The organism is Paraburkholderia sp. BR10923, assembly GCF_040948765.1.
Taxonomy (GTDB): Bacteria; Pseudomonadota; Gammaproteobacteria; order Burkholderiales; family Burkholderiaceae; genus Paraburkholderia; species Paraburkholderia youngii.
Genome location: NZ_JBFPKO010000017.1, coordinates 1 through 26,979, shown reverse-complemented (window position 1 = coordinate 26,979; position 26,979 = coordinate 1). Strand labels below are relative to the sequence as shown.

The window sequence follows — 26,979 nt, the reverse complement described above, 5'->3', positions numbered from 1 at the left end:
CCCGCCTTCGCACGTAAAAGATACGGATAATGGATCAATTCGCCAAAGAGACTCTGCCAATCTCCCTTGAGGAGGAAATGCGCCGTTCGTATCTCGATTACGCGATGAGCGTGATCGTAGGGCGAGCGCTTCCCGATGTCCGCGATGGCCTGAAGCCGGTGCACCGGCGCGTGCTGTACGCGATGCATGAGCTGAACAACGACTGGAACCGCGCCTACAAGAAGTCGGCGCGTATCGTCGGCGACGTCATCGGTAAATACCATCCGCACGGTGACACTGCTGTCTACGACACGATCGTACGGATGGCGCAGGACTTCTCGCTGCGCTACATGCTCGTCGACGGCCAGGGGAACTTCGGTTCGGTCGACGGCGACAACGCCGCGGCGATGCGTTACACCGAAATCCGCATGGCGAAGATCGGCCACGAACTGCTGGCCGACATCGACAAGGAAACGGTCGACTTCGTGCCGAACTACGACGGCAGCGAGAATGAACCGGCCATCCTGCCCGCGCGCATCCCTAATCTGCTGATCAATGGCTCGTCCGGCATCGCGGTCGGCATGGCGACCAACATCCCGCCGCACAACCTCAACGAAGTCGTCGACGCGTGTCAGCATCTGCTGAAAAACCCGGAAGCGACGATCGACGAACTGATCGAGATCATCCCCGCACCCGACTTCCCGACCGCCGGCATCATCTACGGCGTGGCCGGCGTGCGCGACGGCTATCGCACCGGTCGCGGCCGCGTTGTGATGCGCGCGCTGACGCACTTCGAGGAAATCGACCGCGGCCAGCGCATGGCAATCATCGTCGACGAATTGCCGTATCAGGTGAACAAGCGCTCGCTGCTCGAGCGTATCGCCGAGCTCGTCAACGAGAAGAAGCTCGAAGGCATCTCCGACATCCGCGACGAATCCGACAAGAGCGGCATGCGTGTCGTGATCGAGCTCAAACGCGGCGAAGTGCCCGAGGTCGTGCTGAACAATCTGTACAAGGCGACCCAGCTCCAGGACACGTTCGGCATGAACATGGTCGCGCTCGTCGACGGCCAGCCGAAGCTCCTGAATCTGAAGGAAATGTTGACGTGCTTCCTGTCGCATCGCCGGGAAGTGCTGACGCGGCGCACCGTCTACGAGCTGCGCAAGGCGCGCGAACGTGGCCATGTGCTCGAGGGTCTGGCGGTTGCGCTCGCGAACATCGACGAATTCATCGCGCTCATCAAGGCCGCGCCGACGCCGCCTATCGCCAAGCAGGAACTGATGTCGCGCTCGTGGGATTCGTCGCTCGTGCGCGAAATGCTGTCGCGCGCCGAGACGGATAACGCGTCGGCGGGCGGTCGCGAAGCATATCGTCCGGAGGGGTTGAACCCGTCGTTCGGCATGCAGGCCGACGGCCTCTACCGTTTGTCCGATACCCAGGCGCAGGAAATCCTGCAGATGCGTCTGCAGCGCCTGACCGGTCTCGAGCAGGACAAGATCATTGGCGAATACCGCGATGTGATGGCGCAGATCGCTGACCTGCTGGACATTCTGGCTCGCCCGGAACGCATTTCGGCGATCATCGTCGACGAACTCTCGTCGATCAAGGCCGAATTCGGCGATGCGCGTCGCTCGAAGATCGAGTTGAACGCGACCGAACTGAACACCGAAGACCTGATCACGCCGCAGGAAATGGTCGTGACGATGTCGCACGCGGGCTACGTGAAATCGCAGCCGCTGTCCGAATATCGGGCCCAGAAGCGCGGTGGTCGTGGCAAGCAGGCCACTTCCATGAAGGAAGACGACTGGATCGACACGCTGTTCATCGCCAATACGCACGACCACATCCTGTGCTTCTCGAATCGCGGCCGGGTGTACTGGGTCAAGGTCTACGAGGTGCCGCAGGGCTCGCGCAATTCGCGCGGCCGGCCGATCGTCAATATGTTCCCGCTGCAGGAAGGCGAAAAGATCACGGTCGTGCTGCCGGTCAAGGAGTTCTCGGCCGACAAGTTCGTGTTCATGGCAACCGCGTTAGGAACGGTAAAGAAGACCCCGCTCGAGGCATTCAGCCGGCCGCTGCGCAAGGGTATTATTGCGGTCGGTCTCGATGAGGGTGATTACCTGATCGGCGCCGCGATCACCGATGGCCAGCACGACGTGATGCTGTTCTCTGATTCGGGCAAGGCAGTGCGCTTTGACGAGAACGACGTGCGTCCGATGGGCCGCGAGGCGCGCGGCGTGCGCGGCATGCAACTCGAGGACGGCCAGAACGTGATCGCGTTGCTGGTGGCCGGCGACGAGCAACAGTCCGTGCTCACCGCAACCGAGAACGGCTTCGGTAAACGCACCCCGATCACCGAGTACACGCGTCACGGCCGCGGCACGAAGGGCATGATCGCGATCCAGACGTCGGAGCGCAATGGCAGGGTCGTTGCCGCGACGCTCGTGGATTCGGAAGCGCAGATCATGCTGATTACCACGACGGGCGTGCTGATTCGCACGCGCGTGTCGGAAATTCGTGAAATGGGACGCGCAACGCAAGGTGTTACACTCATCAGCCTTGACGAAGGGACCAAGCTGTCCGGTCTGCAACAGGTAGCTGAGGCCGAGGGCGAGTCGGAAAGCGATTCCGACGGCTCCGCTGAAGGTGATAACGGCGGTGAGGGCGGCGGCGCGGCTTGATCCGTGCCAGCGGCTTTCAGTCTCAGTTAATACGTTGAAGCTACGCTGCGGGTCAACGCGTATCAGGCCGGTACGCTTTCCCGTGCGGCGTGCGGTTCAAGTTAATTTCTCTTAGGGAGTAATGATGCAAAAACGATTCAAACAACTGATGTTGCTGGCTGCCATCGTGCCGACCTTCGCCATGGCTCAAGCGCTGCAGAACCAGGCGCCCGCAGCTCCGGCTGCCGCAGCAGCACCGGTTGATCCGGCCAAGCAAGCTGCCATCAAGGACCTGCTCGACGCCATCGACGCGCAGAAGCTGGTTGGCGCAATCGGCAATAGCGCGCAGATGCAGGCCAAGCAGCTCGTGCCGGCAATCCTGTCGGACGCGCTGACCGAGAACAAGACGATGACGGACAAGCAGAAGCAGGCCGCCGTGCCGACCCTGCAGAAGAACGCGGTGCCGAAGCTGGTGGACGCGGCAGGCCAGGTCTTCGCAACCGACGGCTTCCGTCAGGACGCGATGCAAGCTCAGTACGATGCATACGCGAAGTACTACAGCGTGTCGGAAATCAAGGACCTGACCACGTTCTACAAGAGCCCGACCGGACGCAAGTTTATCCAGGTGCAAGACCAGGTTGGCCGCGACGTCGTGAACGGTCTGATGCAGAAGTACATGCCGGAATCGATCAAGGCAACGCGTGACCAGGCCGACAAGGAAGTCGCATCGGTCAAGCCGGCTGCCAAGTAAATTCCGCTCGCAGGCCGCGCTAATCAGCCGGCCTGTCGCCGCGCCCATTGGGCCACCCGGCGTGGCGGGTTGGCGGCGACAATGCGATAATGGCCGTTTGCGCACTGGCGCAGACGGCCATTTTCTTTTTCGGCGAGCCATTTCGCAGTTCTTTTCGCCGATTCCCGCGCGACTTCGTTATTTCACGCCCGCTTCCAGGACCTCACATGCGCGTTTTTAATTTCTCCGCCGGCCCGGCGGCCATGCCCGTAGAAGTGCTGCGCCAGGCAGCCGACGAGATGCTGAACTGGCAAGGTAGTGGTATGAGCGTGATGGAAATGAGCCATCGCGGCAAGGAATTCATGTCGATCCACGAAGCAGCGCTGACCGATCTGCGCGAGTTGCTGCAGGTGCCGGCAAGTCACCGCATCCTTTTCCTGCAGGGCGGCGGGCTCGGCGAGAACGCGATCGTGCCGATGAACCTGCTCGGCTCGAAACCGCGGGCGGACTTCGTCGTCACCGGCTCGTGGTCGCAGAAATCGTTCAAGGAAGCGGAAAAATACGGCAGCGTGCATCTTGCCGCGACCGGCAAGACGGCCGAGGGCTACACGCGCGCGCCGGCGCGTGCGGAATGGCAACTGTCGGACGATCCGGCTTACGTGCATTTGTGCACCAACGAGACCATTCACGGCGTCGAAACCTTCGAGATTCCCGACCTCGGCGATATTCCGCTCGTGGCGGACGCGTCGTCGCACATCCTTTCGCGCCCGATGGACATCGCCAAATACGGCGTGCTGTTCGGCGGCGCGCAGAAGAATATCGGCATGGCGGGCGTGACGGTCGTGATCGTGCGTGAGGACATGCTCGATCGCGCAATGCCGATTTGCCCATCGGCGTTCGAATGGAAGACCGTCGCCGAGAACAACTCGATGTACAACACGCCGCCCACCTATGCGATCTATATTGCCGGGCTCGTGTTCAAGTGGTTGAAGAACCAGGGCGGCCTCCAGGCGATGGAGGCGCGCAACCTCGAAAAATCGAAGCTGCTGTACGACACGATCGACTCGAGCAGCTTCTATCTGAACAAGGTCGAACGTGGCTCGCGCTCGCGGATGAACGTACCGTTCTTCCTCGCCGACGAGTCGCGCAACGAAGATTTCCTGTCCGGCGCGAAAGCGCGGGGATTGGTGCAGCTAAAGGGCCACAAGTCCGTCGGCGGCATGCGGGCGTCGATTTATAACGCCGTCCCGCTCGAAGGCGTCAAAGCGCTTGTCGAATACATGAAGGAATTCGAACAGCGCAGCGCCTGAGTCACACTGACCGGCAGGCGTGCGCATCTTTTCCAGCAGTTACCCGGCAGAGCCGTTTTACGCATGGACGACGAACTCAATACACGACTCAAACCTCTGCGCGATCGCATCGACGCGCTCGACGCGCAGCTGATCGCGCTCCTGAACCAGCGCGCGTCGGTCGCGCTCGAAGTGGGCGAGATCAAGAAGCATTTCAACGCGCCGGTGTTCCGGCCCGAGCGCGAGATGCAGGTGATCGCGCGCCTGCAGGAAATGAGCGCGGGGCCGCTCGCGGACGAACACATCAGCGCGATCTGGCGCGAGATCATGGCCGCGAGCCGCGCGCTAGAAAAGAGCATCAAGGCCGCGTATCTCGGGCCGGTCGGCACCTATAGCGAACAGGCGATGCACGAGTACTTCGGTCAGTCTATCGAAGGGCTGCCGTGCCCCTCGATCGATGAAGTATTCCGCTCGGTCGAGGCGGGCGCCGCCGACTACGGCGTCGTGCCGGTCGAGAACTCGACCGAAGGCGCGGTGTCGCGCACGCTGGATCTGCTGCTGCAAACCCAGCTGACCATCGGCGGCGAACTCGCATTGCCGATCCATCACAACCTGCTCACGCAAAACGGGCTCGCTGGCGTCACGCGCGTATGCGCGCATGCGCAGGCGCTCGCGCAGTGCCAGCGCTGGCTGTCGACCAATGCGCCGCATCTCGAGCGCCAGGCGGTGTCGAGTAATGCCGAAGCTGCACGGATGGCGGCCGAAGACCCAACTGTCGCGGCCATCGCCGGCGATCGTGCCGCGATCCACTACGGCCTGCAGGTCACCAACGCGCTGATCCAGGATGATCCGCACAACCGCACGCGCTTTGTAATGATCGGCAAGGAGCCGACCGGTCCGAGCGGCTACGACCAGACCTCGCTGATCGTGTCGGTCGCGAACGAACCGGGCGCGATGGTCAAGCTGCTCGAGCCGCTCGCTCGCCACGGCGTGTCGATGACACGTTTCGAATCGCGTCCGGCGCGCGTCGGCACGTGGGAGTACTACTTCTATATCGATGTCGAAGGCCATCGCGACGATCCGGCTGTGGCTGCCGCGCTCGCCGGTCTCGGCGAGAAGGCCGCGTTCCTCAAAATACTCGGCTCATATCCGCGCGCCCGCTAAGGGCTGGCAGCGCAGTCCGGGCGGCGCCGCGTGCGCTGCCCGAACGCAGGTTTCACTTATCCATCGTCGTTCGGAGATTTTCATGACAGCGTCTTTCGGCCCTTCCTATGTGCGCGCGATCGCGCCGTACATCGCCGGCAAGCCGATTTCGGAAGTGGCCCGCGAGTTCGGTCTCGACGAGGCGAGCATCGTGAAGCTCGCATCGAACGAGAATCCGCTCGGCATGCCGGAATCCGCGCAGCACGCGATGGCGCAGGCAATCGCCGATCTTGGCCGTTATCCGGACTCGAACGGTTTCGAGTTGAAGGCGGCGCTCGCCGCGCGCTACGGTGTGCCGGCTGAGTGGATCACCCTCGGTAACGGCAGCAACGACATCCTCGAACTCGCCGCGCACGCGTTCGTCGAGAAGGGCCACGCGGTCGTGTTCTCGCAGTATTCGTTCGCGGTCTATGCGCTCGCGACGCAAGGCGTCGGCGCGCGCGCCATCGTCGTGCCGGCGGTGCGCTATGGTCACGACCTCGACGCGATGCTCGCCGCAATCGACAACGACACGCGTCTCGTGTTCGTCGCGAATCCGAACAATCCGACCGGCACGTTCGTCGACGGCCCGACGCTCGAGGCGTTTCTCGACAAGGTGCCGCGCCACGTGGCCGTCGTGCTCGACGAGGCGTACACCGAGTATCTGTCGGCGGACAAACGCTATGACTCCATTGACTGGGTGCGCCGCTATCCGAACCTGCTGGTTTCGCGTACGTTCTCGAAGGCGTTCGGGCTTGCGGGCTTGCGCATCGGTTTCGCGATCGCGCAGCCCGGGTTGACCGATTTGCTGAATCGACTGCGTCAACCGTTTAACGTAAATACGCTCGCGCAAGCCGCGGCGATCGCGGCACTGAACGACAGCGCGTTTCTGCAGAAAAGCGCGGCGCTGAACGCGCAGGGCTATACGCTTTTGACAGAGGCGTTCGACAAGCTTGGCCTCGAATACGTGCCGTCCGAAGGCAACTTTGTGCTCGTGCGCGTTGGCAGCGACGACAAAGCCGGCGCCCGCGTGAACCTTGCGCTGCTGAAGCAGGCCGTGATCGTGCGACCGGTCGACAGCTACGGCTTGCCGCAGTGGCTGCGCATCACGATCGGCTTGCCGGAGGAAAACGAAGCGTTCCTCGCGGCGCTCGAAAAGACGCTTGCCGAGCCTGACGCAGCGTAAGCCTTGATCCTTGACCCCGCGCGTCGACCGGCAGGAGTGGCGCGCTTAATGTCCGTATTGTGTGAGCGACGTGGCCGCGTTTTCCTTTAACAAGTTGGTGATTTTCGGTGTTGGCCTGATCGGCGGATCGCTCGCGCGCGCGTTGCGTGAACGCGGCGAGGCTGGCGGGGCACGCATGGTGGTTGGGGTCGGACGGACCTCCGCGTCGAGCGAACGGGCGTTGGCGCTTGGTGTGATCGACGGCGCCGCGGCGCTCACCGACGACGCCGCGCTGCGCGGCGCGCTCGCGGGCGCGGACTTCGTGCTGCTCGCGGCGCCGGTCGCGCAGACCCAGCCGTTGCTCGAGCGCATCGCGCCCCATCTCGACGCCAACACGATCGTCACCGATGCGGGCAGCACCAAGTCCGACGTGGTCGCCGCCGCCCGCACGGCGCTCGGCGCCCGGATCGGCCAGTTCGTGCCGGGCCATCCGATCGCCGGTCGCGAGTCGAGCGGGGTCGATGCCGCGTTGCCCGATCTGTACGTGAACCGCAACGTCGTGCTGTGCCCGCTGCCCGAGAATACGCCGGACGCGGTCGAGCGCGTCGCGGCGATGTGGCGCGCCACCGGCGCATTGGTGCGGGACATGACGCCGCAGCAGCACGACCGCGTGTTCGCGTCGGTCAGTCATCTGCCGCACGTGCTGTCGTTCGCGCTCGTCGAGCAGATCCTCAATTCGCCCGACGCTGCGTTGAAGTTCTCGTTCGCGGCGGGCGGTTTTCGCGACTTCACGCGCATCGCCGCGTCGAGTCCGGAGATGTGGCGCGACGTCTGTGTCGCCAATCGCGTGGCGCTGCTCGACGAACTCGACGCGTACACCGCGGTACTCGCGCGCCTGCGCACGGCGATCGAAGCCGGCGACGGCGCCGCGCTCGAAGCCGTGTTCGCGCGCTCGCGCGTCGCACGCAGTCAGTGGCAGGAGCAGCGCGCGGCTGGCGTGGCCAGCGGCGACGCGTCGAAATAACCGGAAACTGGACACATCATGGAATTCCTCGATCTCGGACCTTTTTCCCGTGCGTCCGGCACGGTTCGTCTGCCCGGCTCGAAGAGCATCTCGAACCGCGTGCTGCTGCTCGCCGCGCTCGCCGAAGGCGAGACGACGATCACGAACCTGCTCGACTCCGACGACACCCGCGTGATGCTCGACGCGCTCGAAAAGCTCGGCGTACGTTTGAAGCGCGACGGCGACACCTGCGTCGTGACCGGCACGCGCGGCGCGTTCACCGCGCGCACGGCCGACCTGTTCCTCGGCAATGCTGGCACGGCGGTGCGCCCGCTGACCGCGGCGCTCGCCGTGAACGGCGGCGACTACCGGATTCACGGCGTGCCGCGCATGCATGAACGGCCGATCGGCGATCTCGTCGACGGCCTGCGCCAGATCGGCGCGAAGATCGACTACGAGCAGAACGAAGGCTATCCGCCGCTGCGCATCCGTCCCGCCCAGATAACGGCCGACGCGCCGATCCGCGTACGCGGCGACGTGTCGAGCCAGTTCCTGACCTCGCTGCTGATGACGCTGCCGCTGTTGCGCACCGCGAGCGGCGTCACCACCGTGCAGGTCGACGGCGAACTGATCTCGAAGCCGTACATCGAGATCACGATCAAGCTGATGGCGCGCTTCGGCATTGAGGTCGAGCGCCACGGCTGGCACCAGTTCGTGGTGCCGGCCGGGAAGCGGTATCAGTCGCCGGGCACGATCATGGTGGAAGGGGATGCGTCGTCGGCGTCGTATTTCCTCGCCGCGGGCGCACTCGGCGGCGGGCCCCTCAGAGTCGAAGGCGTGGGCCGCGCGAGCATCCAGGGCGACGTCGGATTTGCCGATGCGCTGATCAAGATGGGCGCGAACCTGCAGATGGGCGACGACTGGATTGAAGTGCGTGGCGTCGGCAACGACCACGGCAAGCTCGATCCGATCGACATGGACTTCAACCTGATCCCCGATGCCGCGATGACGATCGCGGTCGCCGCGCTGTTCGCGGACGGCACGAGCACGCTGCGCAACATCGCGAGCTGGCGCGTGAAGGAAACCGACCGCATCGCCGCAATGGCGACCGAGCTGCGCAAAGTCGGTGCGAAGGTGCAGGAAGGCGAAGATTTCCTCGTCGTCACGCCACCCGAAAAGCTGATCCCGAATGCCGCGATCGACACTTACGACGACCACCGCATGGCGATGTGCTTCTCGCTCGTGAGCTTGGGCGGTGTGCCGATCCGCATCAACGACCCGAGGTGCGTCGCCAAGACGTTCCCCGATTATTTCGAGCGCTTTACGGCGCTCACACAACCCTGATGCAACCCGGATTCGCGTGCGAATCGCCCGATGTGCGACATTTTTAGATGAAACCGACTCGTCCCTTTCACCAGACGCCCGTCATTACGATCGACGGCCCTAGTGCCTCCGGCAAAGGCACTGTGGCCGCGATGGTGGCCGCCAACCTCGGCTTTCACCTGCTCGACAGCGGCGCGCTGTATCGGCTCGCGGCGCTCGCGAGCCTGCGCTATAGCATTGCGGCGGACGACGTCGACGCACTTGTCAACCTGATCGATGACCTCCATATCACGTTTCGCGAGGGGCTCGCGCAGCTTGACGGGGTCGATGTATCGACCGAAATCCGCGCCGAGGAAGTGGGCAGCCGCGCTTCGGCGATCGCCGTGCATGCGCCGGTGCGAACCGCGCTGGTGGCGCGCCAGCGGGCGTTTCGCAAGGAACCGGGACTGGTCGCCGACGGCCGCGACATGGGCACCGTGATCTTCCAGGACGCCGCGCTGAAGGTGTTCATGACCGCGAGCGTCGAGGCCCGCGCGATGCGCCGGCATAAGCAATTGATCCAAAAAGGATTTTCTGCTAATATAGATGACTTGCTCCGGGATTTGCGTGAGCGTGACGAGCGTGACAGTCAGCGCGCGGCCGCGCCGCTCAAGCCCGCGGCGGATGCAAAGCTGCTTGATACCTCCGCATTGTCGGTCGACCAGGCGGTCGAGCAGGTGGTGCAATGGTATGAAGCGCTGGTCCCGCATGCGTGACTGAAAACGGTCGCGCAGAAGTGGCCAGCAGCGGCAGTCCCGTTGTTGGTAGGTGCTTCGCAATGGTCGCGAAGCGTTGTTTTTAACCCTTTAACCCCGCGTGGCGTTCGCGTATATGCCGCAGTTGCTGACCGGTCCGGTGAGCCAGGCGTTGCGAAGACCATGCAAACTCTGATTTTTATGTCCGACCTGCAAACCTCTACCCCGAATACCGAATCTTTTGCGGCTCTGTTCGAAGAGTCGCTGACCAAGCAGGACATGCGCGCTGGCGAAGTAATCTCCGCCGAAGTCGTGCGTGTCGACCACAACTTCGTGGTCGTGAACGCTGGTCTGAAGTCCGAAGCCTACATCCCGCTCGAAGAGTTCCTGAACGACGCGGGCGAGGTAGAAGTGCAGGCGGGCGACTTCGTTTCCGTCGCGATCGACGCGCTGGAAAACGGCTATGGCGACACCATCCTGTCGCGTGACAAGGCGAAGCGTCTGGCTTCGTGGTTGTCGCTGGAAAAGGCGCTGGACAACAACGAACTCGTGACCGGCACGATCACGGGCAAGGTCAAGGGCGGTATGACCGTGATGGTCAACGGCATCCGCGCGTTCCTGCCGGGTTCGCTGGTTGATACGCGTCCGGTCAAGGACACGACCCCGTACGAAGGCAAGACCCTCGAATTCCGCGTCATCAAGCTCGACCGCAAGCGTAACAACGTCGTGCTGTCGCGCCGCGCTGTCATCGAGGCAACGCAAGGCGAGGAGCGCGCGAAGCTGCTCGAAACGCTGAAGGAAGGCGCGATCGTCGAAGGCGTGGTCAAGAACATCACCGACTACGGCGCGTTCGTGGACCTCGGCGGCATCGACGGCCTGCTGCACATTACCGACATCGCATGGCGTCGCGTGCGTCACCCGAGCGAAGTTCTGTCGGTTGGCCAGGAAGTCACCGCGAAGATCCTCAAGTTCGACCAGGAAAAGAACCGCGTTTCGCTCGGTATCAAGCAACTGGGCGACGATCCGTGGGAAGGCATCTCGCGCCGTTACCCGTCGGGCACGCGTCTGTTCGGTAAGGTCACGAACATCACCGACTACGGCGCATTCGTCGAAGTGGAATCGGGCATTGAAGGCCTCGTCCACGTGTCGGAAATGGACTGGACCAACAAGAACGTTGCTCCGTCGAAGGTTGTCCAGTTGGGCGACGAAGTCGAAGTGATGGTTCTCGAAATCGACGAAGACCGCCGTCGTATCAGCCTCGGCATGAAGCAGTGCAAGCCGAACCCGTGGGACGACTTCAGCCGCAACTTCAAGAAGGGCGACAAGATCAGCGGCGCCATCAAGTCGATCACCGACTTTGGCGTGTTCATCGGTCTGCCGGGCGGCATCGACGGTCTGGTTCACCTGTCGGATCTGTCGTGGAGCGAAACCGGCGAGGAAGCCGTTCGCAAGTACAAGAAGGGCGACGAAGTGGAAGCGATCGTTCTCGGCATCGACGTCGAGAAGGAACGTATTTCGCTGGGTATCAAGCAGCTCGAAGGTGACCCGTTCAGCAACTATGTTGCAATGAACGACAAGGGTTCCGTCGTCGACGGTACCGTCAAGTCGGTCGACGCGAAGGGTGCCGTGGTCCAGCTGTCGGGCGAAGTCGAAGGCTACCTGCGTGCTTCGGAAATCGCCCAAGACCGCGTGGAAGACGCTCGCAACGTGCTGAAGGAAGGCGACAAGGTCAACGCGATGATCATCAACATCGATCGCAAGTCGCGCGGCATCAACCTGTCGATCAAGGCGAAGGACTCGGCTGAGCAGCAGGAAGCCATCCGCGGTCTCGCTGCTTCGGATTCGAGCGCAGCCGCTACCGGCACGACGAACCTCGGCGCGCTGCTGAAGGCCAAGCTCGACGGCCAGAACCAGTAAGCCTGAGAGGTCTGCTGCAGTATGACCAAATCGGAATTGGTCGCCCAGCTGGCTACGCGATTTCCGCAACTTGTTCTCAAGGATGCGGATTTCGCGGTGAAGACGATGCTTGATGCGATGTCGGAGGCGCTTGCCAAAGGTCATCGCATCGAAATTCGTGGCTTCGGCAGCTTCGGCCTCAACCGCCGTCCCTCCCGCGTCGGACGCAATCCGAAGTCGGGCGAGAAGGTGCTGGTACCCGAGAAGTACGTACCGCACTTCAAGCCGGGCAAGGAATTGCGCGAGCGGGTCGATCGTCGCGCGGGCGAGCCGCTGAAGGCCGAGGAGCCGGATGACGACCTTTAATGACTCCGCTGTGTGTGTATGTTGCAGCGTGGCATAGCTAGCGTCAGCGGCCAAGGCCAGTCGGCAAAAGACCAGGAAAAGCGCCTTCGGGCGCTTTTTTTTCGTCCATCATTTGAGAAGTCGCGCCTTCCGCTGCGGCCTTTGCATTTCGCGAATGGCCCGTAAGTCCGGCATCCCGCCACTTGCTGCCCAGCCGCGAGGGCATCCATTACAATACGGGTCACTTCGGCGCGGGCAACACCGTGGCGCGACGCGTCATCAAGCCGGCGTCATCCCGCAACTGCCGTGAAGAGATTTATTCATGAAATTTATCGTCTGGCTGATCCGTGTGCTGGTGTTCGTGCTGCTGCTCGTGCTCGCGCTCTCCAACACGCAACCCGCTACGCTGAATTTCCTCGCCGGCTACGTCTGGTCGGCGCCTCTGATTCTGATCGGCCTCGCGTTTTTCGTGATCGGCTTGCTCGCCGGGCTCGTGTCGGCGATGCCGGCCGTCGTGCGTCTGCGCATGGAGAATAGCCGGCTCAGGCGCGAGTTGCGCGTGGCGCGCGAGACTCCCGCCGTGGTAGAGCAGCCGCCGATGCCGCCGCTGATTTGAGCTGTCTTGCGCCGTGCGTGCTCCGAGCGCGGCTTTTCGTTTTCGCTTTTCCGCACATTTGCATTAATCGCATGGATCTAGACTTCTGGTGGCTGCTGGTCATACCCGTCGCGTTCGCGTTCGGCTGGATGGCGGCGCGCTACGACCTCAAGACGCTGCTGTCCGAAAGCGCCAACCTGCCGCGGTCGTATTTTCGCGGCCTGAACTTCCTTCTCAACGAGCAGCCCGACCAGGCGATCGATGCATTCATCGAAGTCGTCAAGCTCGACCCTGAAACGGTCGAATTGCATTTCGCGCTCGGCAATCTGTTCCGCCGGCGCGGCGAAACGGACCGCGCGATTCGCGTGCATCAAAATCTGCTGAGCCGCGCGGACCTGCCGGTCAACGAGCGCGATCACGCGCTGTACGAGCTCGGCCAGGACTTCCTGAAAGCGGGTCTGCTCGACCGTGCCGAAGAAACGTTCCGCTCGCTGCAAGCGGGCGATTACGCGCTGGGTGCTCAACGCGCGCTGTTGACGATCTACGAGATCGAGAAAGACTGGGTCAAGTCGATCGATACCGCGCGCCACCTCGAAACGATGGGCGCACCGTCGCTCGACAAGGAAATCGCGCAGTTCCACTGCGAACTTGCGCAGGAAGCGCTGCAGCAGAAGAAACCGGACGAGGCACGTCATCAGCTCGGTCTCGCGCTGAAGGCGAACCCGACCAACGTGCGCGCGACGATCCTGTTCGGCGATGTCGACGCGGCCGGCGGCGCGCCGGAAGCGGCGATTGGGCAATGGCGCCGCGTCGAGGAGCAGAACCCCGCGTATCTGCCGCTCGTCGCCGAGAAGATCATGAAAGCATATGAAGTGCTCGGCCGCGCGCAGGAGGGCGCCGATCTGCTGACCACGTGGGTCGACCGTCATCCGAGCAACGATCTGCTCGACGTTGCGTATCAGCACGTCGCATCGCTGCGCGGCGCCGATGCTGCGCATGCGCTCGCGCGCACGCAGATGCAGAAGTCGCCGAATCTGGCCGGCATGACGCGTCTGCTCGAAGCGCAGCAGGCCGTCGCCGAAGAGCCGCGGCGCGGCGAGCTCGAACTGATGCGCACACTGATCCGCCAGCGCACCAAGAATCTGCCACGCTATACGTGCCAGAATTGTGGTTTCAGGGCCCGGCTTTTCTACTGGCAGTGCCCGGGATGCAGCGGTTGGGAAACCTATGCGCCGCGCCGCGTCGAGCCGATCGCCGCGCCGAACTGACGCCGCAAGCGCGGCGGTGGCCGCGTCGGCGTTCATTGGCGCGCAATCGCCCCGCGAATTTCGCAACGAGTTTATCGCCGGCCTCACGAGCGGCATTCATCACCGGAACCATCTACCGGACAGCGTATGAAAATCACCATTATCGGCACCGGCTATGTGGGCCTTGTCACCGGCGCGTGTCTCGCCGAAATCGGCAACGACGTCTTCTGTCTCGACGTCGATCAGCGCAAGATCGACATCCTCAACAAAGGCGGCGTGCCGATTCACGAACCGGGCTTGCAGGAGATGATCGCCCGCACGCGCGCGGCCGGCCGCATCACGTTCTCGACCGATGTCGCGGCGAGCGTCGCGCACGGCGACGTGCAGTTCATCGCGGTCGGCACGCCGCCCGACGAAGACGGCTCCGCCGACCTGCAATACGTGCTCGAGGCCGCGCGCAACATCGGCCGCACGATGAACGGCTTCAAGGTGATCGTCGACAAATCGACGGTGCCGGTCGGCACCGCGCAACGCGTGCGCGCGGTGATCAACGAAGAGCTCGCGTTGCGCGGGCTCGCCGGCAGCGCGCAGCATCGCTTCTCGGTCGTGTCGAACCCCGAGTTCCTGAAGGAAGGCGCGGCCGTCGACGACTTCATGCGCCCCGACCGTATCGTGATCGGTATCGACGAAGACGAATCGGGCGCGCGCGCGCGCGAAATGATGAAGCGTCTGTACGCGCCGTTCAACCGCAACCACGAACGCACGCTGTACATGGACGTGCGCTCGGCCGAGTTCACCAAGTACGCGGCCAACGCGATGCTCGCGACGCGCATCTCGTTCATGAACGAGATGTCGAATCTCGCGGACAAGGTCGGCGCCGACATCGAGGCGGTGCGCCGCGGCATCGGTTCAGATCCGCGCATCGGCTATCACTTCCTGTACGCGGGCTGCGGCTATGGCGGTTCGTGCTTCCCGAAGGACGTGCAGGCGTTGATTCGCACCGCGAGCGAGAGCGGCCACAACCTGCGCATTCTCGAGGCGGTCGAGGAAGTGAACGACCAGCAGAAGGACGTGCTCGTGAACAAGATCGCCGCGAAGCTCGGCGAGGATCTGAGGGGCCGCACGTTCGCGGTGTGGGGCCTCGCGTTCAAACCGAATACCGACGATATGCGCGAGGCGCCGAGCCGTCGCGTGATCGGCGAGCTGCTCGCGCGCGGCGCGAACGTGCGCGCGTACGATCCGGTCGCCGTGACCGAGGCGCAGCGCGTGTTCGCGATGGATCTGCACGCGGCGCCCGAGCAGCTCGCACGTCTCACGTTCACGAGCGCACAGGACGAAACGCTGACCGGCGCCGACGCGCTCGTGATCGTGACCGAATGGAAGGAGTTCAAGAGTCCTGATTTCGTGCATCTGAAATCGGTGCTGAAGACACCGCTGATTTTCGACGGCCGCAATCTGTACGAACCGGACGCGATGATCGAGCTCGGGATCGACTACCACGCCATTGGACGCCCCTATGCCCAACCCTCTGAACTTCCGGCCGATGCCTGAGGCCATGCCCGCGGCGCCCGCGTCCACCACGGCGCAGAAGCTCACGTTCGTGCCGCGCGGACAGCTCAATGCGGCGCGCGTGCTGGTGGTCGGCGACGTGATGCTCGACCGTTACTGGTTCGGCGACGTCAACCGCATCTCTCCGGAGGCGCCCGTGCCGGTCGTGCACGTGCAGCGCCAGGAAGATCGCCTGGGCGGCGCGGCGAACGTCGCGCGCAACGCGGTCGCGCTCGGCGCGCAAGCGGGTCTGTTGTGCGTGGTCGGTCATGACGAGCCCGGCGAGCGCATCGTGCAGCTGCTCGACGAAAGCGGCGTGACACCGCATCTCGAACGCGATCCGGCCTTGCTGACGACGATCAAGCTGCGCGTGCTGTCGCGTCAGCAGCAACTGCTGCGCGTCGATTTCGAAAACTCGCCGGCGCATGAAGTGCTGCTAGCGGGGCTTGCGCGGTTCGATGAGCTGCTGCCGTCGCACGACGTGATCCTGATGTCCGACTACGCGAAGGGCGGCCTCACGCATGTCACGCAAATGATCGCGAAGGCGCACGCGGCCGGCAAACCGGTGCTCGTCGATCCGAAGGGCGACGACTGGGAGCGCTATCGCGGCGCGACGCTGATCACGCCGAATCGCGCGGAATTGCGCGAGGTCGTCGGACAGTGGAAGTCGGAGGAAGACCTGATCGCGCGTGTCACGAAGCTGCGCGCCGAACTCCAGTTCAAGGCGCTGCTGCTGACGCGCTCGGAGGAGGGCATGACGCTGTTTGCCGACGATGGCATCCTGCACGCGTCGGCCGTTGCGCGCGAAGTGTATGATGTGTCGGGCGCGGGCGACACCGTGATCGCGACGCTTGCCGCGATGCTCGGCGCGGGTCTTTCTCTGGTCGACGCAGTCGGGCTCGCGAATCGCGCGGCCGGCATCGTGGTCGGCAAACTGGGCACCGCCACCGTCGACTACGACGAACTCTTCTCCTGATGCAGCCCGCGGGGCTGCCGTCGTCCGACGGACCAGCGGACCCCGCGGCGTTGACTGAACGAAGCTCACTACAAAGCTCACTACGGCAGGATCATCATGACCGTCATCGTCACCGGCGCGGCCGGTTTTATCGGCAGCAATCTCGTGAAGGCGCTCAACGAGCGCGGCGAACAACGCATCATCGCGGTCGATAACCTCACGCGCGCGGACAAGTTCAGGAATCTGGTTGATTGCGAAATCGACGACTATCTCGACAAAGCCGAATTCGTCGATCGCTTCAGGCGCGGCGACTTCGGCAAGGTGCGCGCGATTTTCCATGAAGGCGCCTGCTCGGACACGATGGAAACCGACGGCCGCTACATGATGGACAACAACTACCGCTATAGCCGCGACGTGCTCGACATCTGTCTCGCGCAGGACGTCCAGTTCCTGTATGCGTCGTCGGCGGCGACGTATGGCGGCTCGAGCCGCTTCGTCGAGGAGCGCGAGGTCGAGCAGCCGCTCAACGTGTACGGCTATTCGAAGTTCCTGTTCGACCAGGTGATTCGCCGCGTGCTGCCCACGGCGAAAAGCCAGATCGTGGGCTTCCGTTATTTCAACGTGTACGGTCCGCGCGAAACGCATAAGGCGCGCATGGCATCGGTCGCGTTTCACAACTTCAATCAGTTCCGCGCCGAGGGCAAGGTCAAGCTGTTCGGCGAATACAACGGCTATCCGGCTGGTGAGCAGACGCGCGATTTCATCTCCGTCGAAGACGTCGTCAAGGTCAATCTGTTCTTCTTCGATCATCCGGAGAAGTCGGGCATTTTCAATCTCGGCACCGGCCGCGCGCAGCCGTTCAACGACATCGCGAGCACCGTGGTCAACACGCTGCGCGCGCTGAACAACGAGCCGGCGCTGTCGCTCGCGGATCAGGTGCAGCGCGGCCTGATCGAATACATTCCGTTCCCCGACGCGCTGCGCGGCAAGTACCAGTGCTTCACGCAGGCCGATCAGTCGAAGCTGCGTGCGGCCGGCTACGACGCGCCGTTTCTGAGCGTACAGGAAGGTGTCGATCGTTACGTGCGCTGGCTGTTCGGCCAGGTGTAATTAGTACGCCGTCCTCTTTAAACTGGAATCTCCTGGCCGGTGATGGTCGCCGGCCAGTGGCAACAGGGAGATTCCAATATGTTTCGAAAAGTACTGGTTACCGCGGCGATGCTCGCCGCTTTCGGCCACGCGTATGCGGCGCTCGACGTCAATACGGCTAACGAGGACGCGCTGCGCGGCATCAAGGGCATCGGTCCGGCAAAAGCCAAAGCGATCGTCGACGAACGCAATGCGCACGGCCCGTTCAAGGACGCGGCCGATCTCGGCAAGCGCGTCAAGGGCATGGGCGGCCACACCATCGAGCGCCTGCAGGCGGAGGGTCTCGCTGTCGGACCGGCTGGCGCGGCTGCTAGCACGCAGGTTGCGGCAGCTGCAGCGGGCAAGGAGCCGGCCGCTGCGGCCGCGCCCGCCGCCACGCAGAAGGGCGCCGCCGCAGTGGCGGTGAAGAAGTAAGCGGCCGCGAGCCTTGCGCATGCCATGCTGACTCGCGGCTTGCGGCGCGCAAGGTCCGCGAACATCCCATTGCTTCGATTTGCACACATCACTTCCCGCGGCTCGCAGCCGCGGGCTTTTTGCGCCGCAAGCGGCATGCATCCATGCGGACAGAAGGGCTGCAGGCCAGCGCCGGAGTTCGTGGTTTAGAATCGATGGATTGAAGACACTCTTTCGCGCATCGACCGCTAGACCCCATATGGCATACAAAACGATTGAAGACACGGTCGGCAACACGCCGCTCGTACAACTCGTCCGGCTTCCCGACGACGAGATCCGCAGCCGCAACAATGTGATCCTCGCGAAGCTCGAGGGCAACAACCCGGCGGGGTCGGTGAAGGACCGTCCGGCATTGTCGATGATCAAGAAGGCCGAAGCGCGCGGGCGCATCAAACCGGGCGACACGCTGATCGAGTCGACCAGCGGCAATACCGGCATCGCGCTCGCAATGGCCGCGGCGGTCCGCGGCTACAGGATGGTACTGATCATGCCGGAAGATCTGTCGGTCGAGCGCCGTCAGAGCATGGCCGCCTATGGCGCGGAAATCATTCTGACGCCGGTCAAAGGCGGCATGGAGTACGCGCGCGATCTCGCCGAGCAGATGCAGCGCGAAGGCAAGGGCATCATCCTCGATCAGTTCGCGAACCCGGACAATCCGGCTTCGCACATCGAAGGCACGGGCCCGGAAATCTGGCGCGACACGGAAGGGCGCATCACGCACTTCGTATCGTCGATGGGCACGACCGGCACGATCATGGGCGTGTCCACGTATCTGAAAACGCAGAACCAGCAGATCGAAATTATCGGCGCGCAGCCGGAAGAGGGCTCGCGTATTCCGGGTATTCGCAAGTGGCCGGAAGCGTATCTGCCGAAAATTTTCGACCGTAGCCGCGTCGACCGTGTGGAGAGCGTCAGCCAATCCGCGGCCGAGGCGATGGCGCGCCGGCTGGCGTCGGTCGAAGGCATCTTCGCGGGAATTTCGTCGGGCGGTGCGTGCGAAGTCGCGCTGCGCATCGCGCGTCAGGTCGAGAATGCGACGATCGTGTTCATCGTCTGCGACCGCGGCGACCGTTATCTGTCCACGGGAGTATTTCCCGCGTAAGCGGGTCGCCGGGCGCCTTCGCGGGCGCACGAGCCAATGAAAAGCGCCGGTCGAGCCGGCGCTTTTTTACGTCCTTCAACGCGAGGCGCGCATGGCGACTCGCGGGGCGACTCACTGCGAATTTGAGTTCGACTGATCTGTCTGACCTTGCGACGCGCCGCCGTTGTTGACCGCCTTCGCGGCATTCGCAGTGTCGATTGCTTCCATCTGGGCCTTGACCTTCTGACCGAGTTGATACACCGCAAGCGCATAGAAGAAGCTGCGGTTGTAGCGGGTGAGCACGTAGAAGTTCTTCAGGCCGAGCACGAACTCGGTGCCCCGTCCCGGGGTCGGCAGATCGACCACCGTGACCGGCGTACCCGCTTCGGAAGCAATGTCGAGGTTCGGCTCGTTCAGCACGAGACCGGCGCGCAGCAACTGGTCGAGCGGCCAGTGCGGCTCCGGCTGGCCAGTGGCCGCCGCCTGCGCGACACCGAGGCTGCCCGCGTCCGAGCCGATTCGCCATACCACCGGCCGGCCGCTTTCCCAGCCATTCTGGCGCAGATAATTCGCGACGCTGCCGATCGCGTCGGCATCGCTCGTGCGCAGATCGATGTGCTTGTTGCCCTCGTAGTCGACCGCGTACTGGACGATGCTGCTCGGCAGGAACTGCGGAATGCCGATCGCGCCCGTGTACGAGCCGAGCACCGTGTTCGGGTCGATCTGCGCGTCGCGCGTCCACACCAGGTAGTCTTCGAGATTCTTGCGGAAGGTCGCTTGGCGGTCCGCGCGATTCGCGGTGTTCGGATAATCGAAGCTCAGCGTGGTCAGCGCATCGAGCACGCGGAAATTACCCATGTAGCGACCGTAGATCGTCTCGACGCCGATAATGCCGACGACCATCTCCGGCGGCACGCCGAACTCCTGATACGCGCGCTGCAGCGTGGCCCGGTTCTCGCGCCAGAACTGCACGCCGGCATTGACGCGCACCGGGTCGAGGAAGCGCGCCTGATACGAGCGCCAGTTCTTGACCGACGGCGTCGGCGACGGCGTGACCAGCTTCACCGCGGTCGCCGAGTAGCTGACGCCGGCGAACAGCGCGTGCAGCGACGCTTCGTCGAAATCGTAGCGCGCGACCATCTCGTTGATGAACGCATCGACGTTCGCGTTGTTCGCATAGCGCTGCGGAATGATCTCTTCCTCAAACGTTTGCCCTTGCGGTACCGGCTGTTGCGGCTGGCTCTGCGCGAGCTGCACCGATGCTTTGCGCGTGGCGCTTTGTGCGTTCGCGGGACTTGCCGCGATGAACATGCACGATGCGACGGTCAGTGAGGCGGCGAGGTTCTTGAGGCGAAGCCGGTTGCGTGGGGATCCTGCGGACAGAGCAAGCTTGACGGTCATGGTGAGCAGTGAGCGCGATGCGTGAAAGGCTGGAAGCAGTCGGAAAGCGGCAGGAACGAAACGGCGAATAACGGGTCGGGGAAGTATACCCGACGGCTTCCGCAAAACCGTGCTGAATCGGCGACAGCGGTGTCGTGTGGTAACTTGACGAATGTAGGCGCGCGGGGGCGCGCGCCGCTCGACGGAGACACGCCGCGCGCGCAATTGATGCGCCGCGCCGTAGAAGAGACGCACAACACGAACTATGGCAACAGGTTTCTATTCCCATCCCGACTGTCTGCTGCACGACATGGGACAGTGGCATCCCGAGTGCCCCGCGCGCCTGCAGGCGATCGAGGATCAGCTGATCGCGAGCCGCATCGACGCGCTGATCGAGCGCGAGTCGGCGCCGCTCGTCGACGAGGCCGCGCTGCTGCGCGTGCACACGCAGGCGCACGTCGACTACATCCGCGGTCGCTCGCCGGTCGAGGGCGTCGCCGAAATCGATCCCGACACGACGATGAACCCGCACACGTTGCGGGCCGCGTTGCGCGCGGCGGGCGCGGCCGTCGCCGCCACCGACGCGGTGATCGAAGGCCGCTACGACAACGCGTTCTGCAGCGTGCGCCCGCCCGGCCATCACGCGGAGCCGGCGCGCGCGATGGGCTTCTGCTTCTTCAACAACGTCGCGATCGCCGCACGCCACGCGCTCGACGTGCATGGTCTCGCGCGGGTCGCCATCATCGACTTCGACGTGCATCACGGCAACGGTACCGAGGCCGCATTCGCGGGCGACCCGCGCGTGCTGATGTGCAGCATCTTTCAGCACCCGTTCTATCCATTCACGGGCGCCGACAACCAGGCGTCCAACATGTGCAACGTGCCGATGCCGGCGCGCTCGAACGGCATGGCCGTGCGCGAAGCGGTCGATATGCTGTGGTTGCCGCGCCTGCACGAGTTCAGGCCGGAGATGCTGTTCATCTCGGCCGGCTTCGACGCGCATCGTGAGGATGACCTTGGCAACATGGGCCTCGTCGAAGACGATTACGCGTGGATTACCGACCAGGTGCGCGAGATCGCGCGGCGCTACGCGCGCGGGCGCATCGTCAGTTGTCTCGAGGGCGGCTACAACCTGTCGGCGCTCGGGCGCAGCGTGGTCGCGCACGTGCGCTCGCTCGCGGAGATCTGAGCCATGAACGTCAACCCCGTCAATACCGGCGACGCGTCGCTGGTCACGATCGAACCCGACGCGTATCGTGTACCGGGCGTCGTGCGCGTAACGATGAACCGGCCCGATGCGTTCAACGCGCTGTCCGAAGCGCTGCTCGACGAACTTCAGCGGACGCTGACCGACATCGCGAAGACCGATGCCCGCGTGGTCGTGATCGCCGGCGCGGGCCGCGCGTTCTGCGCCGGGCACGACCTGAAGGAAATGCGCGCGGCGCCGTCGCTCGCGTACTACCAGCAGCTGTTCGCGCGCTGCACGAAGCTGATGCTGACGATCCAGCGCCTGCCGCAGCCGGTGATCGCGCGCGTGCACGGCATCGCGACCGCGGCCGGCTGCCAGCTCGTCGCCATGTGCGATCTCGCGGTCGCCGCCGAGACCGCGCGCTTCGCCGTATCGGGCGTGAACCTCGGGTTGTTCTGCGCGACCCCGTCGGTGCCGCTGTCGCGCAATCTGTCGCGCAAGGCCGCGCTCGAAATGCTGCTGACCGGCGATTTCATCGACGCCGCCGAAGCCCGCAAGCAGGGGCTCGTGAACCGCGTCGCCCCAGCCGATGCGCTCGACGACGAAGTCGCGCGGCTCGCCGCGAGCATCTGCGCGAAGCCGGTCGAAGCGGTCAGCGCAGGCAAGGGCCTGTTCTACCGGCAGCTCGAAATGGGCATCGAGGCCGCGTACCAGCTCGCCGGGCAGACGATGGCCTGCAACATGATGGACGACTCGGCGCTCGAAGGCGTGCAGGCTTTCATCGACAAACGCGCGCCGGAGTGGAAGCGCTAGCCGACGGCTACCACGCGCCGCATCTTCTCAACTCCGTCCCACCGACCGTCTTTCAATCCAATCGACCAACCCCGCGATCACCCGATCGCGGTCGAGGTCGTTCATCGTCTCGTGATAGCTGCCCTCGTGCAGCGTGAGCGTCTTGTCAGGCGAACCCGCGTGCTCGCCGAACGCGCGGCTGCCGTCGGGCTCGGTCAGTTTGTCGTCGGTGCCGTGAAACACGAGCAGCGGCATGCGCAGCCCCGCGCGGCCACGTTCGATGCGCGCCATCGCCAGCAACAACTCGGCGCCCGTGCGCGCCGGAATCGCGTCGTGATGCACGAGCGGATCGTTGAGGTTGGCTTTGACGACCGGCTGAAGGCGCGACAGCAGCGCGGGGTCGATCTTCATCGCCGGGAAGCCCGGATAGACGCGGCTGATCACCTGGCTCAGCGCGAGCATCCACTTCGGCACGTCGCGCCCCGGCGCAAGCGCGGGGCTCGACAGGATCAGACCACTCAAGCGCCTCCCGCTGGCGTCGAGGCGTTCGATCGCGTACAGCGCGGCCACCGCGCCACCCAAGCTGTGGCCCATCAGGAAGAGCGGCGCGCAGCTTTGCGCGGCGGCGTCGAGCAGCGCCTGCGCATCGAGCAGGTAGTCGTCGAAGCGCTTCACATAGGCGCGCCTGCCGGGCGCGTGGCCGTGGCCGCGAAGATCGACCGCGACGAGTTCGATGCCCGCCGCGTTGAGCCGGTCCGCTACGGCCGCGTAACGGCCGGCGTGCTCGGCGAGGCCGTGCAGCAGCGCGACCGTCGCGCGTATCGGCCCGTTCGGCTGCCAGCGATACAGCGGCAACTCGATGCCATCGGCGGTCGTGACCGACGCGCGCTGCGGCGCGTCTTTATTAAGACTGCCGGCGCTCGCGCGCACCGTGTGGCTCGGGGAAGTTTGCATGGCGGTAGGCTGTGCGGAAGGGGGTGGTCCGATCATAGTCGGAGCGGCGCGATGCGCGAGAGCTTTGTACGTAACGCGCGGCTCTAATGCCCTTTGGTTATGAAAAGATCGGAATTGATTATTAAAGGGTATGTCGGCGCTGCGGTAGAATGGCGACCTTAAATCCCAAATAAAAGAAACGGCGGCCGCTTGTCGGGAGCACGACGCTCGCCGGCAGCCTCCGCCGTTTTCGTTTGTCCATGATCGAAATACGCAATGTTTCCCAGCGGTTCGCCGGACCCCGGGGCTGGGTCGAGGCGCTGCACAACGTCAATCTGACGATTCCGGCGGGCGAGGTGTTCGGCATCATCGGCCGCAGCGGCGCGGGCAAGAGCACGCTCGTGCGCACGATCAACCTGCTGACCCGCCCATCCGAGGGCAACATCCTCGTCAACGGCCGCGATCTGACGACGCTGCCCGCCGCGCAACTGCGCGACGCGCGTCGCGAGATCGGCATGATCTTCCAGCACTTCAATCTGTTGTCGTCGCGCACCGTGTACGAGAACGTCGCGCTGCCCCTCGAACTGGCCGGCATGAAGCGCGACGAAATCGAGGCGAACGTGCTGCCGCTGCTCGAACTGGTCGGACTGTCGGCGCAGAAGGACCGCTATCCGGCGCAGATCAGCGGCGGGCAGAAGCAGCGTGTGGGTATCGCTCGCGCGCTCGCGAGCAAGCCGAAGGTGCTGCTGTCGGACGAGGCGACCTCGGCGCTCGACCCCGAGACCACGCGCGCCATTCTTGATCTGCTGAAGCGCATCAACCGCGAACTGAACCTGACGGTCGTGCTGATCACGCACCAGATGGACGTGATCAAGCAGGTCTGCGATCGCGTCGCGGTGCTTGACGCTGGCCGCGTCGTCGAACAAGGCAAGGTGATCGACGTGTTCCTGCAGCCGCACCACGAAGTCACGCGCGCGCTGATCGGCGACGTGATCGCGCAGGAACTGCCGCCCGCCATGAAGGCGCGCGTCGCGCAGCGCCTGAAGACCGGCAGCGGCCATCTTCTGCGCCTCGCGTTCACCGGTTCGGGCGTGGATCAGCCGATCCTGTCGGAGACGATTCGTCGCTACGAGCTCGACTTCAATATCCTGCACGGCCAGATCGACGAGATCCAGGGGCAGGCGTTCGGCTCGCTCGCGGTTCTGGCGGGCGGCGATCCGGCCAAGGTCGCGCAGGCGATCACGTTTCTGCGCGAGCAGGGTGTCGTAGTGGAGGAGCTCTCGCATGTTGAGTGAAATGTTCGATATGTTCGTCCAGTCGTTCTGGGAGACGCTGATCATGGTCGGCACCTCCGGACTGATTGGCGCCGTGGTTGGCGTGCCGCTCGGCGTGCTGCTGTATTTGACCGACCGCCAGGGCGTGCTCGAAAACGTCGCGGTGAATCGCGTGATGGGCGTGATCGTCAATGCGGTGCGCTCCACACCGTTCATCATCCTGCTGGTCGCGGTGATTCCGTTTACGCGGCTCGTCGTCGGGTCGTCGATCGGCACCGCGGCGGCCATCGTGCCGCTGACGATCGCCGCCGCGCCGTTCATCGCGCGCCTCGTCGAAACGGCGCTGCGCGAAGTCGACCGCGGGCTCATCGAGGCCGCTCAGGCGATGGGCGCGACCACCAGCCAGATCGTCTTCAAGGTGCTGTTGCCGGAATCGCTGCCGGGCGTAGTCGCCGGGTTGACGATCACGTTCGTGTCGTTGGTGGGCTATTCGGCGATGGCGGGCGCGATCGGCGGCGGTGGCCTTGGCGACCTCGGCATCCGCTACGGCTATCAGCGCTTCCTGCCGGAAGTGATGCTCGCGGTCGTGCTGATCCTGATCGTGTTCGTGCAACTGGTGCAGTCGTTTGGGGATTGGCTCGTGCGTCGTTTGAGCCATAAGTAAACAAGGGCGTTCGGAAGCCCGCTCATAGAGATTCGGAAAAGGTCCATCATGCAACGTCGCCTCATTCTCAAGTTGGCCGCCGCGCTCGGCGCGGCAACGCTGTTCGCCACCACCGCGGCGCATGCCGAAGACACGATCAAGGTCGGCGTCACCGGCGGCCCGCACGCGCAGATCATGGACGTCGTGAAGACGGTCGCCGCGAAGAACGGCCTCACCATCAAGATCGTCGAATTCTCCGATTACGTGCAGCCGAACGCGGCGCTCGCGAGCGGCGATCTGGACGCGAACAGCTACCAGCACGACCCGTACTTGCAGGCGCAGGTGAAGGACCGTGGCTACAAGCTGATCCGTGTCGCCGATACGGTCACGTACCCGATGGGCATCTACTCTAAGAAAGTGAAGTCGCTCGCCGAACTGCAGCCGGGCGCGAAGATCGCCGTGCCGAACGATCCGACCAACGGCGGCCGCGCGCTTCTGCTGCTGCAGAAGCAGGGCTTGCTGAAGCTGCGCGCCGATGCCGGCCTGAAGGCGACGCCGCTCGACATCGTCGACAATCCGAAGAAGCTGAAGATCGTCGAGCTCGACGCGGCGCAGATTCCGCGTTCGCTGGGCGACGTCGATGCCGCCGCGATCAACACCAACTTCGCGATGGAAGCGGGCTTGAAGCCGAAGCAGGACGCCATCGCGATCGAGGACCCGAAGGGTCCGTACGTGAACGTGATCGCGATTCGCGAAGCGGACAAGAACAAGCCGTGGGTCGCGAAGCTCGTCGCGGCGTACCACTCGCCGGAAGTGAAGCAGTTCGTCGACAGCAAATTCGGCGGCTCGGTGATCACCTCCTGGTGATGCAATGATCCACGAACCAGGCAGAACACGACGGCAATGGGAAATTAGAGGTCGGAGTCGGAACCCGGGGTTGTTTCCCGGGTTTTTTAGAGATTAAAATAGAACGATCGTTCGATATTGCCGTCACGCCGCGGAGGAGCGATATCCTTCCGCAAAGCGCCCGCGACACGGCTGCCATGAGGGCAGTCGCTATAATGTCTGTCGGGTTGACGTATTCGTAACTTTGGAGCGTGTGCATGAAAATTCTGGTGCCAGTGAAAAGAGTGGTCGACTACAACGTGAAGGTCCGCGTGAAATCGGACGGTACGGGCGTCGATATTGCGAACGTGAAAATGTCGATGAATCCGTTCGACGAAATCGCGGTTGAAGAAGCCGTGCGTCTGAAGGAAGCGGGTGTCGCGACCGAAGTGATCGCCGTGTCGGCCGGTGTGACGCAGTCCCAGGAAACGCTGCGCACCGCGCTCGCGATCGGCGCGGATCGCGCGATCCTGATCGAATCGAACGAAGACCTGCAGCCGCTGGCCGTCGCAAAGCTGCTGAAGGCGCTGGTCGACAAGGAACAGCCTT

General features: G+C 63.8%; 24 protein-coding genes and 1 pseudogene. 23 read left to right on the top strand and 2 right to left on the bottom strand.

Annotation, left to right across the window (positions count from 1 at the left end):
- The first annotated feature begins 29 nt into the window (after positions 1 to 29).
- The 17 genes from gyrA to cysM all read left to right on the top strand — a co-directional run bounded on the left by gyrA (position 30) and on the right by cysM (position 19,355).
- Complete coding sequence (gene gyrA, locus AB3X94_RS26915; RefSeq protein WP_176105376.1) at positions 30 to 2,660, top strand: DNA gyrase subunit A; 2,631 nt, start codon at positions 30 to 32, stop codon at positions 2,658 to 2,660.
- A gap of 124 nt (positions 2,661 to 2,784) precedes the next feature.
- Complete coding sequence (locus AB3X94_RS26910; protein WP_176105377.1) at positions 2,785 to 3,390, top strand: DUF2059 domain-containing protein; 606 nt, start codon at positions 2,785 to 2,787, stop codon at positions 3,388 to 3,390.
- A 206-nt stretch (positions 3,391 to 3,596) separates the two neighbouring features.
- Positions 3,597 to 4,679 (top strand): 3-phosphoserine/phosphohydroxythreonine transaminase, encoded by a 1,083-nt coding sequence (serC, locus tag AB3X94_RS26905; protein WP_176105378.1) that lies wholly within the window; start codon positions 3,597 to 3,599, stop codon positions 4,677 to 4,679.
- Between the two features lie 63 nt (positions 4,680 to 4,742).
- On the top strand, positions 4,743 to 5,822 hold the full coding sequence (gene pheA, locus AB3X94_RS26900) for a prephenate dehydratase (protein ID WP_176105379.1): 1,080 nt from the start codon (positions 4,743 to 4,745) through the stop codon (positions 5,820 to 5,822).
- 82 nt (positions 5,823 to 5,904) lie between these two features.
- Positions 5,905 to 7,026 carry a histidinol-phosphate transaminase gene (gene hisC, locus AB3X94_RS26895; RefSeq protein ID WP_368613180.1) on the top strand — a complete coding sequence of 374 codons (1,122 nt, stop codon included), beginning with the start codon at positions 5,905 to 5,907 and terminating at the stop codon, positions 7,024 to 7,026.
- A gap of 61 nt (positions 7,027 to 7,087) precedes the next feature.
- Positions 7,088 to 8,029: a prephenate dehydrogenase gene (locus AB3X94_RS26890; RefSeq protein ID WP_176105381.1), complete on the top strand. Its 942-nt coding sequence runs from the start codon at positions 7,088 to 7,090 to the stop codon at positions 8,027 to 8,029.
- A gap of 18 nt (positions 8,030 to 8,047) precedes the next feature.
- Positions 8,048 to 9,352, top strand: a complete 1,305-nt coding sequence (aroA, locus tag AB3X94_RS26885; protein WP_368613179.1) for a 3-phosphoshikimate 1-carboxyvinyltransferase — start codon at positions 8,048 to 8,050, stop codon at positions 9,350 to 9,352.
- A 47-nt stretch (positions 9,353 to 9,399) separates the two neighbouring features.
- The gene (gene cmk / locus AB3X94_RS26880) at positions 9,400 to 10,086 is read left to right on the top strand and encodes a (d)CMP kinase (RefSeq protein ID WP_176105383.1); all 687 of its coding nucleotides are present in this window, start codon (positions 9,400 to 9,402) and stop codon (positions 10,084 to 10,086) included.
- A 162-nt stretch (positions 10,087 to 10,248) separates the two neighbouring features.
- Complete coding sequence (gene rpsA / locus AB3X94_RS26875) at positions 10,249 to 11,982, top strand: 30S ribosomal protein S1 (protein ID WP_008921410.1); 1,734 nt, start codon at positions 10,249 to 10,251, stop codon at positions 11,980 to 11,982.
- Positions 11,983 to 12,003: 21 nt separating this feature from the next.
- Complete coding sequence (locus AB3X94_RS26870; protein ID WP_006050255.1) at positions 12,004 to 12,327, top strand: integration host factor subunit beta; 324 nt, start codon at positions 12,004 to 12,006, stop codon at positions 12,325 to 12,327.
- Between the two features lie 301 nt (positions 12,328 to 12,628).
- Positions 12,629 to 12,922 (top strand): lipopolysaccharide assembly LapA domain-containing protein, encoded by a 294-nt coding sequence (locus AB3X94_RS26865; RefSeq protein ID WP_176105384.1) that lies wholly within the window; start codon positions 12,629 to 12,631, stop codon positions 12,920 to 12,922.
- 71 nt (positions 12,923 to 12,993) lie between these two features.
- The gene (gene lapB / locus AB3X94_RS26860; RefSeq protein WP_176105385.1) at positions 12,994 to 14,169 is read left to right on the top strand and encodes a lipopolysaccharide assembly protein LapB; all 1,176 of its coding nucleotides are present in this window, start codon (positions 12,994 to 12,996) and stop codon (positions 14,167 to 14,169) included.
- Positions 14,170 to 14,295: 126 nt separating this feature from the next.
- Positions 14,296 to 15,699: a UDP-glucose/GDP-mannose dehydrogenase family protein gene (locus AB3X94_RS26855; RefSeq protein ID WP_176105386.1), complete on the top strand. Its 1,404-nt coding sequence runs from the start codon at positions 14,296 to 14,298 to the stop codon at positions 15,697 to 15,699.
- The gene (gene rfaE1, locus AB3X94_RS26850; RefSeq protein WP_217709831.1) at positions 15,665 to 16,672 is read left to right on the top strand and encodes a D-glycero-beta-D-manno-heptose-7-phosphate kinase; all 1,008 of its coding nucleotides are present in this window, start codon (positions 15,665 to 15,667) and stop codon (positions 16,670 to 16,672) included. The genes AB3X94_RS26855 and rfaE1 overlap by 35 nt, the downstream gene beginning before the upstream one ends.
- 96 nt (positions 16,673 to 16,768) lie before the next feature.
- Positions 16,769 to 17,761 carry an ADP-glyceromanno-heptose 6-epimerase gene (gene rfaD / locus AB3X94_RS26845; RefSeq protein ID WP_368613178.1) on the top strand — a complete coding sequence of 331 codons (993 nt, stop codon included), beginning with the start codon at positions 16,769 to 16,771 and terminating at the stop codon, positions 17,759 to 17,761.
- A gap of 78 nt (positions 17,762 to 17,839) precedes the next feature.
- Positions 17,840 to 18,214, top strand: a complete 375-nt coding sequence (locus AB3X94_RS26840; protein ID WP_368613177.1) for a ComEA family DNA-binding protein — start codon at positions 17,840 to 17,842, stop codon at positions 18,212 to 18,214.
- Positions 18,215 to 18,452: 238 nt separating this feature from the next.
- Positions 18,453 to 19,355, top strand: coding sequence for a cysteine synthase CysM (gene cysM / locus AB3X94_RS26835; RefSeq protein ID WP_368613176.1), 903 nt, complete (start codon positions 18,453 to 18,455; stop codon positions 19,353 to 19,355).
- A gap of 111 nt (positions 19,356 to 19,466) precedes the next feature.
- On the opposite strand, the gene mltB is transcribed toward cysM, so the two are convergent.
- Positions 19,467 to 20,645, bottom strand: a complete 1,179-nt coding sequence (mltB, locus tag AB3X94_RS26830) for a lytic murein transglycosylase B (protein ID WP_176105390.1) — start codon at positions 20,643 to 20,645, stop codon at positions 19,467 to 19,469.
- A 334-nt stretch (positions 20,646 to 20,979) separates the two neighbouring features.
- Between mltB and AB3X94_RS26825 the strand changes: the two genes are divergently transcribed.
- Positions 20,980 to 21,903, top strand: a complete 924-nt coding sequence (locus tag AB3X94_RS26825; protein ID WP_026228729.1) for a histone deacetylase family protein — start codon at positions 20,980 to 20,982, stop codon at positions 21,901 to 21,903.
- A 3-nt stretch (positions 21,904 to 21,906) separates the two neighbouring features.
- Positions 21,907 to 22,716 (top strand): enoyl-CoA hydratase, encoded by an 810-nt coding sequence (locus AB3X94_RS26820; protein ID WP_184226307.1) that lies wholly within the window; start codon positions 21,907 to 21,909, stop codon positions 22,714 to 22,716.
- A gap of 27 nt (positions 22,717 to 22,743) precedes the next feature.
- Here AB3X94_RS26820 and AB3X94_RS26815 read toward each other — a convergent pair whose 3' ends face one another.
- On the bottom strand, positions 22,744 to 23,649 hold the full coding sequence (locus tag AB3X94_RS26815) for a lysophospholipase (protein WP_368613175.1): 906 nt from the start codon (positions 23,647 to 23,649) through the stop codon (positions 22,744 to 22,746).
- 239 nt (positions 23,650 to 23,888) lie between these two features.
- Between AB3X94_RS26815 and AB3X94_RS26810 the strand changes: the two genes are divergently transcribed.
- The 4 genes and pseudogenes from AB3X94_RS26810 to AB3X94_RS26795 all read left to right on the top strand — a co-directional run.
- A complete protein-coding gene (locus AB3X94_RS26810) occupies positions 23,889 to 24,923 on the top strand; it encodes a methionine ABC transporter ATP-binding protein (RefSeq protein ID WP_368590512.1) in 1,035 nt (344 codons plus the stop codon).
- Complete coding sequence (locus AB3X94_RS26805; RefSeq protein ID WP_368613174.1) at positions 24,913 to 25,566, top strand: methionine ABC transporter permease; 654 nt, start codon at positions 24,913 to 24,915, stop codon at positions 25,564 to 25,566. Before AB3X94_RS26810 ends, AB3X94_RS26805 begins: the two co-directional genes overlap by 11 nt.
- 48 nt (positions 25,567 to 25,614) lie before the next feature.
- Positions 25,615 to 26,412, top strand: a complete 798-nt coding sequence (locus tag AB3X94_RS26800; protein WP_176105396.1) for a MetQ/NlpA family ABC transporter substrate-binding protein — start codon at positions 25,615 to 25,617, stop codon at positions 26,410 to 26,412.
- A 236-nt stretch (positions 26,413 to 26,648) separates the two neighbouring features.
- Positions 26,649 to 26,979: pseudogene (locus AB3X94_RS26795) on the top strand (electron transfer flavoprotein subunit beta/FixA family protein); the annotation flags it as partial.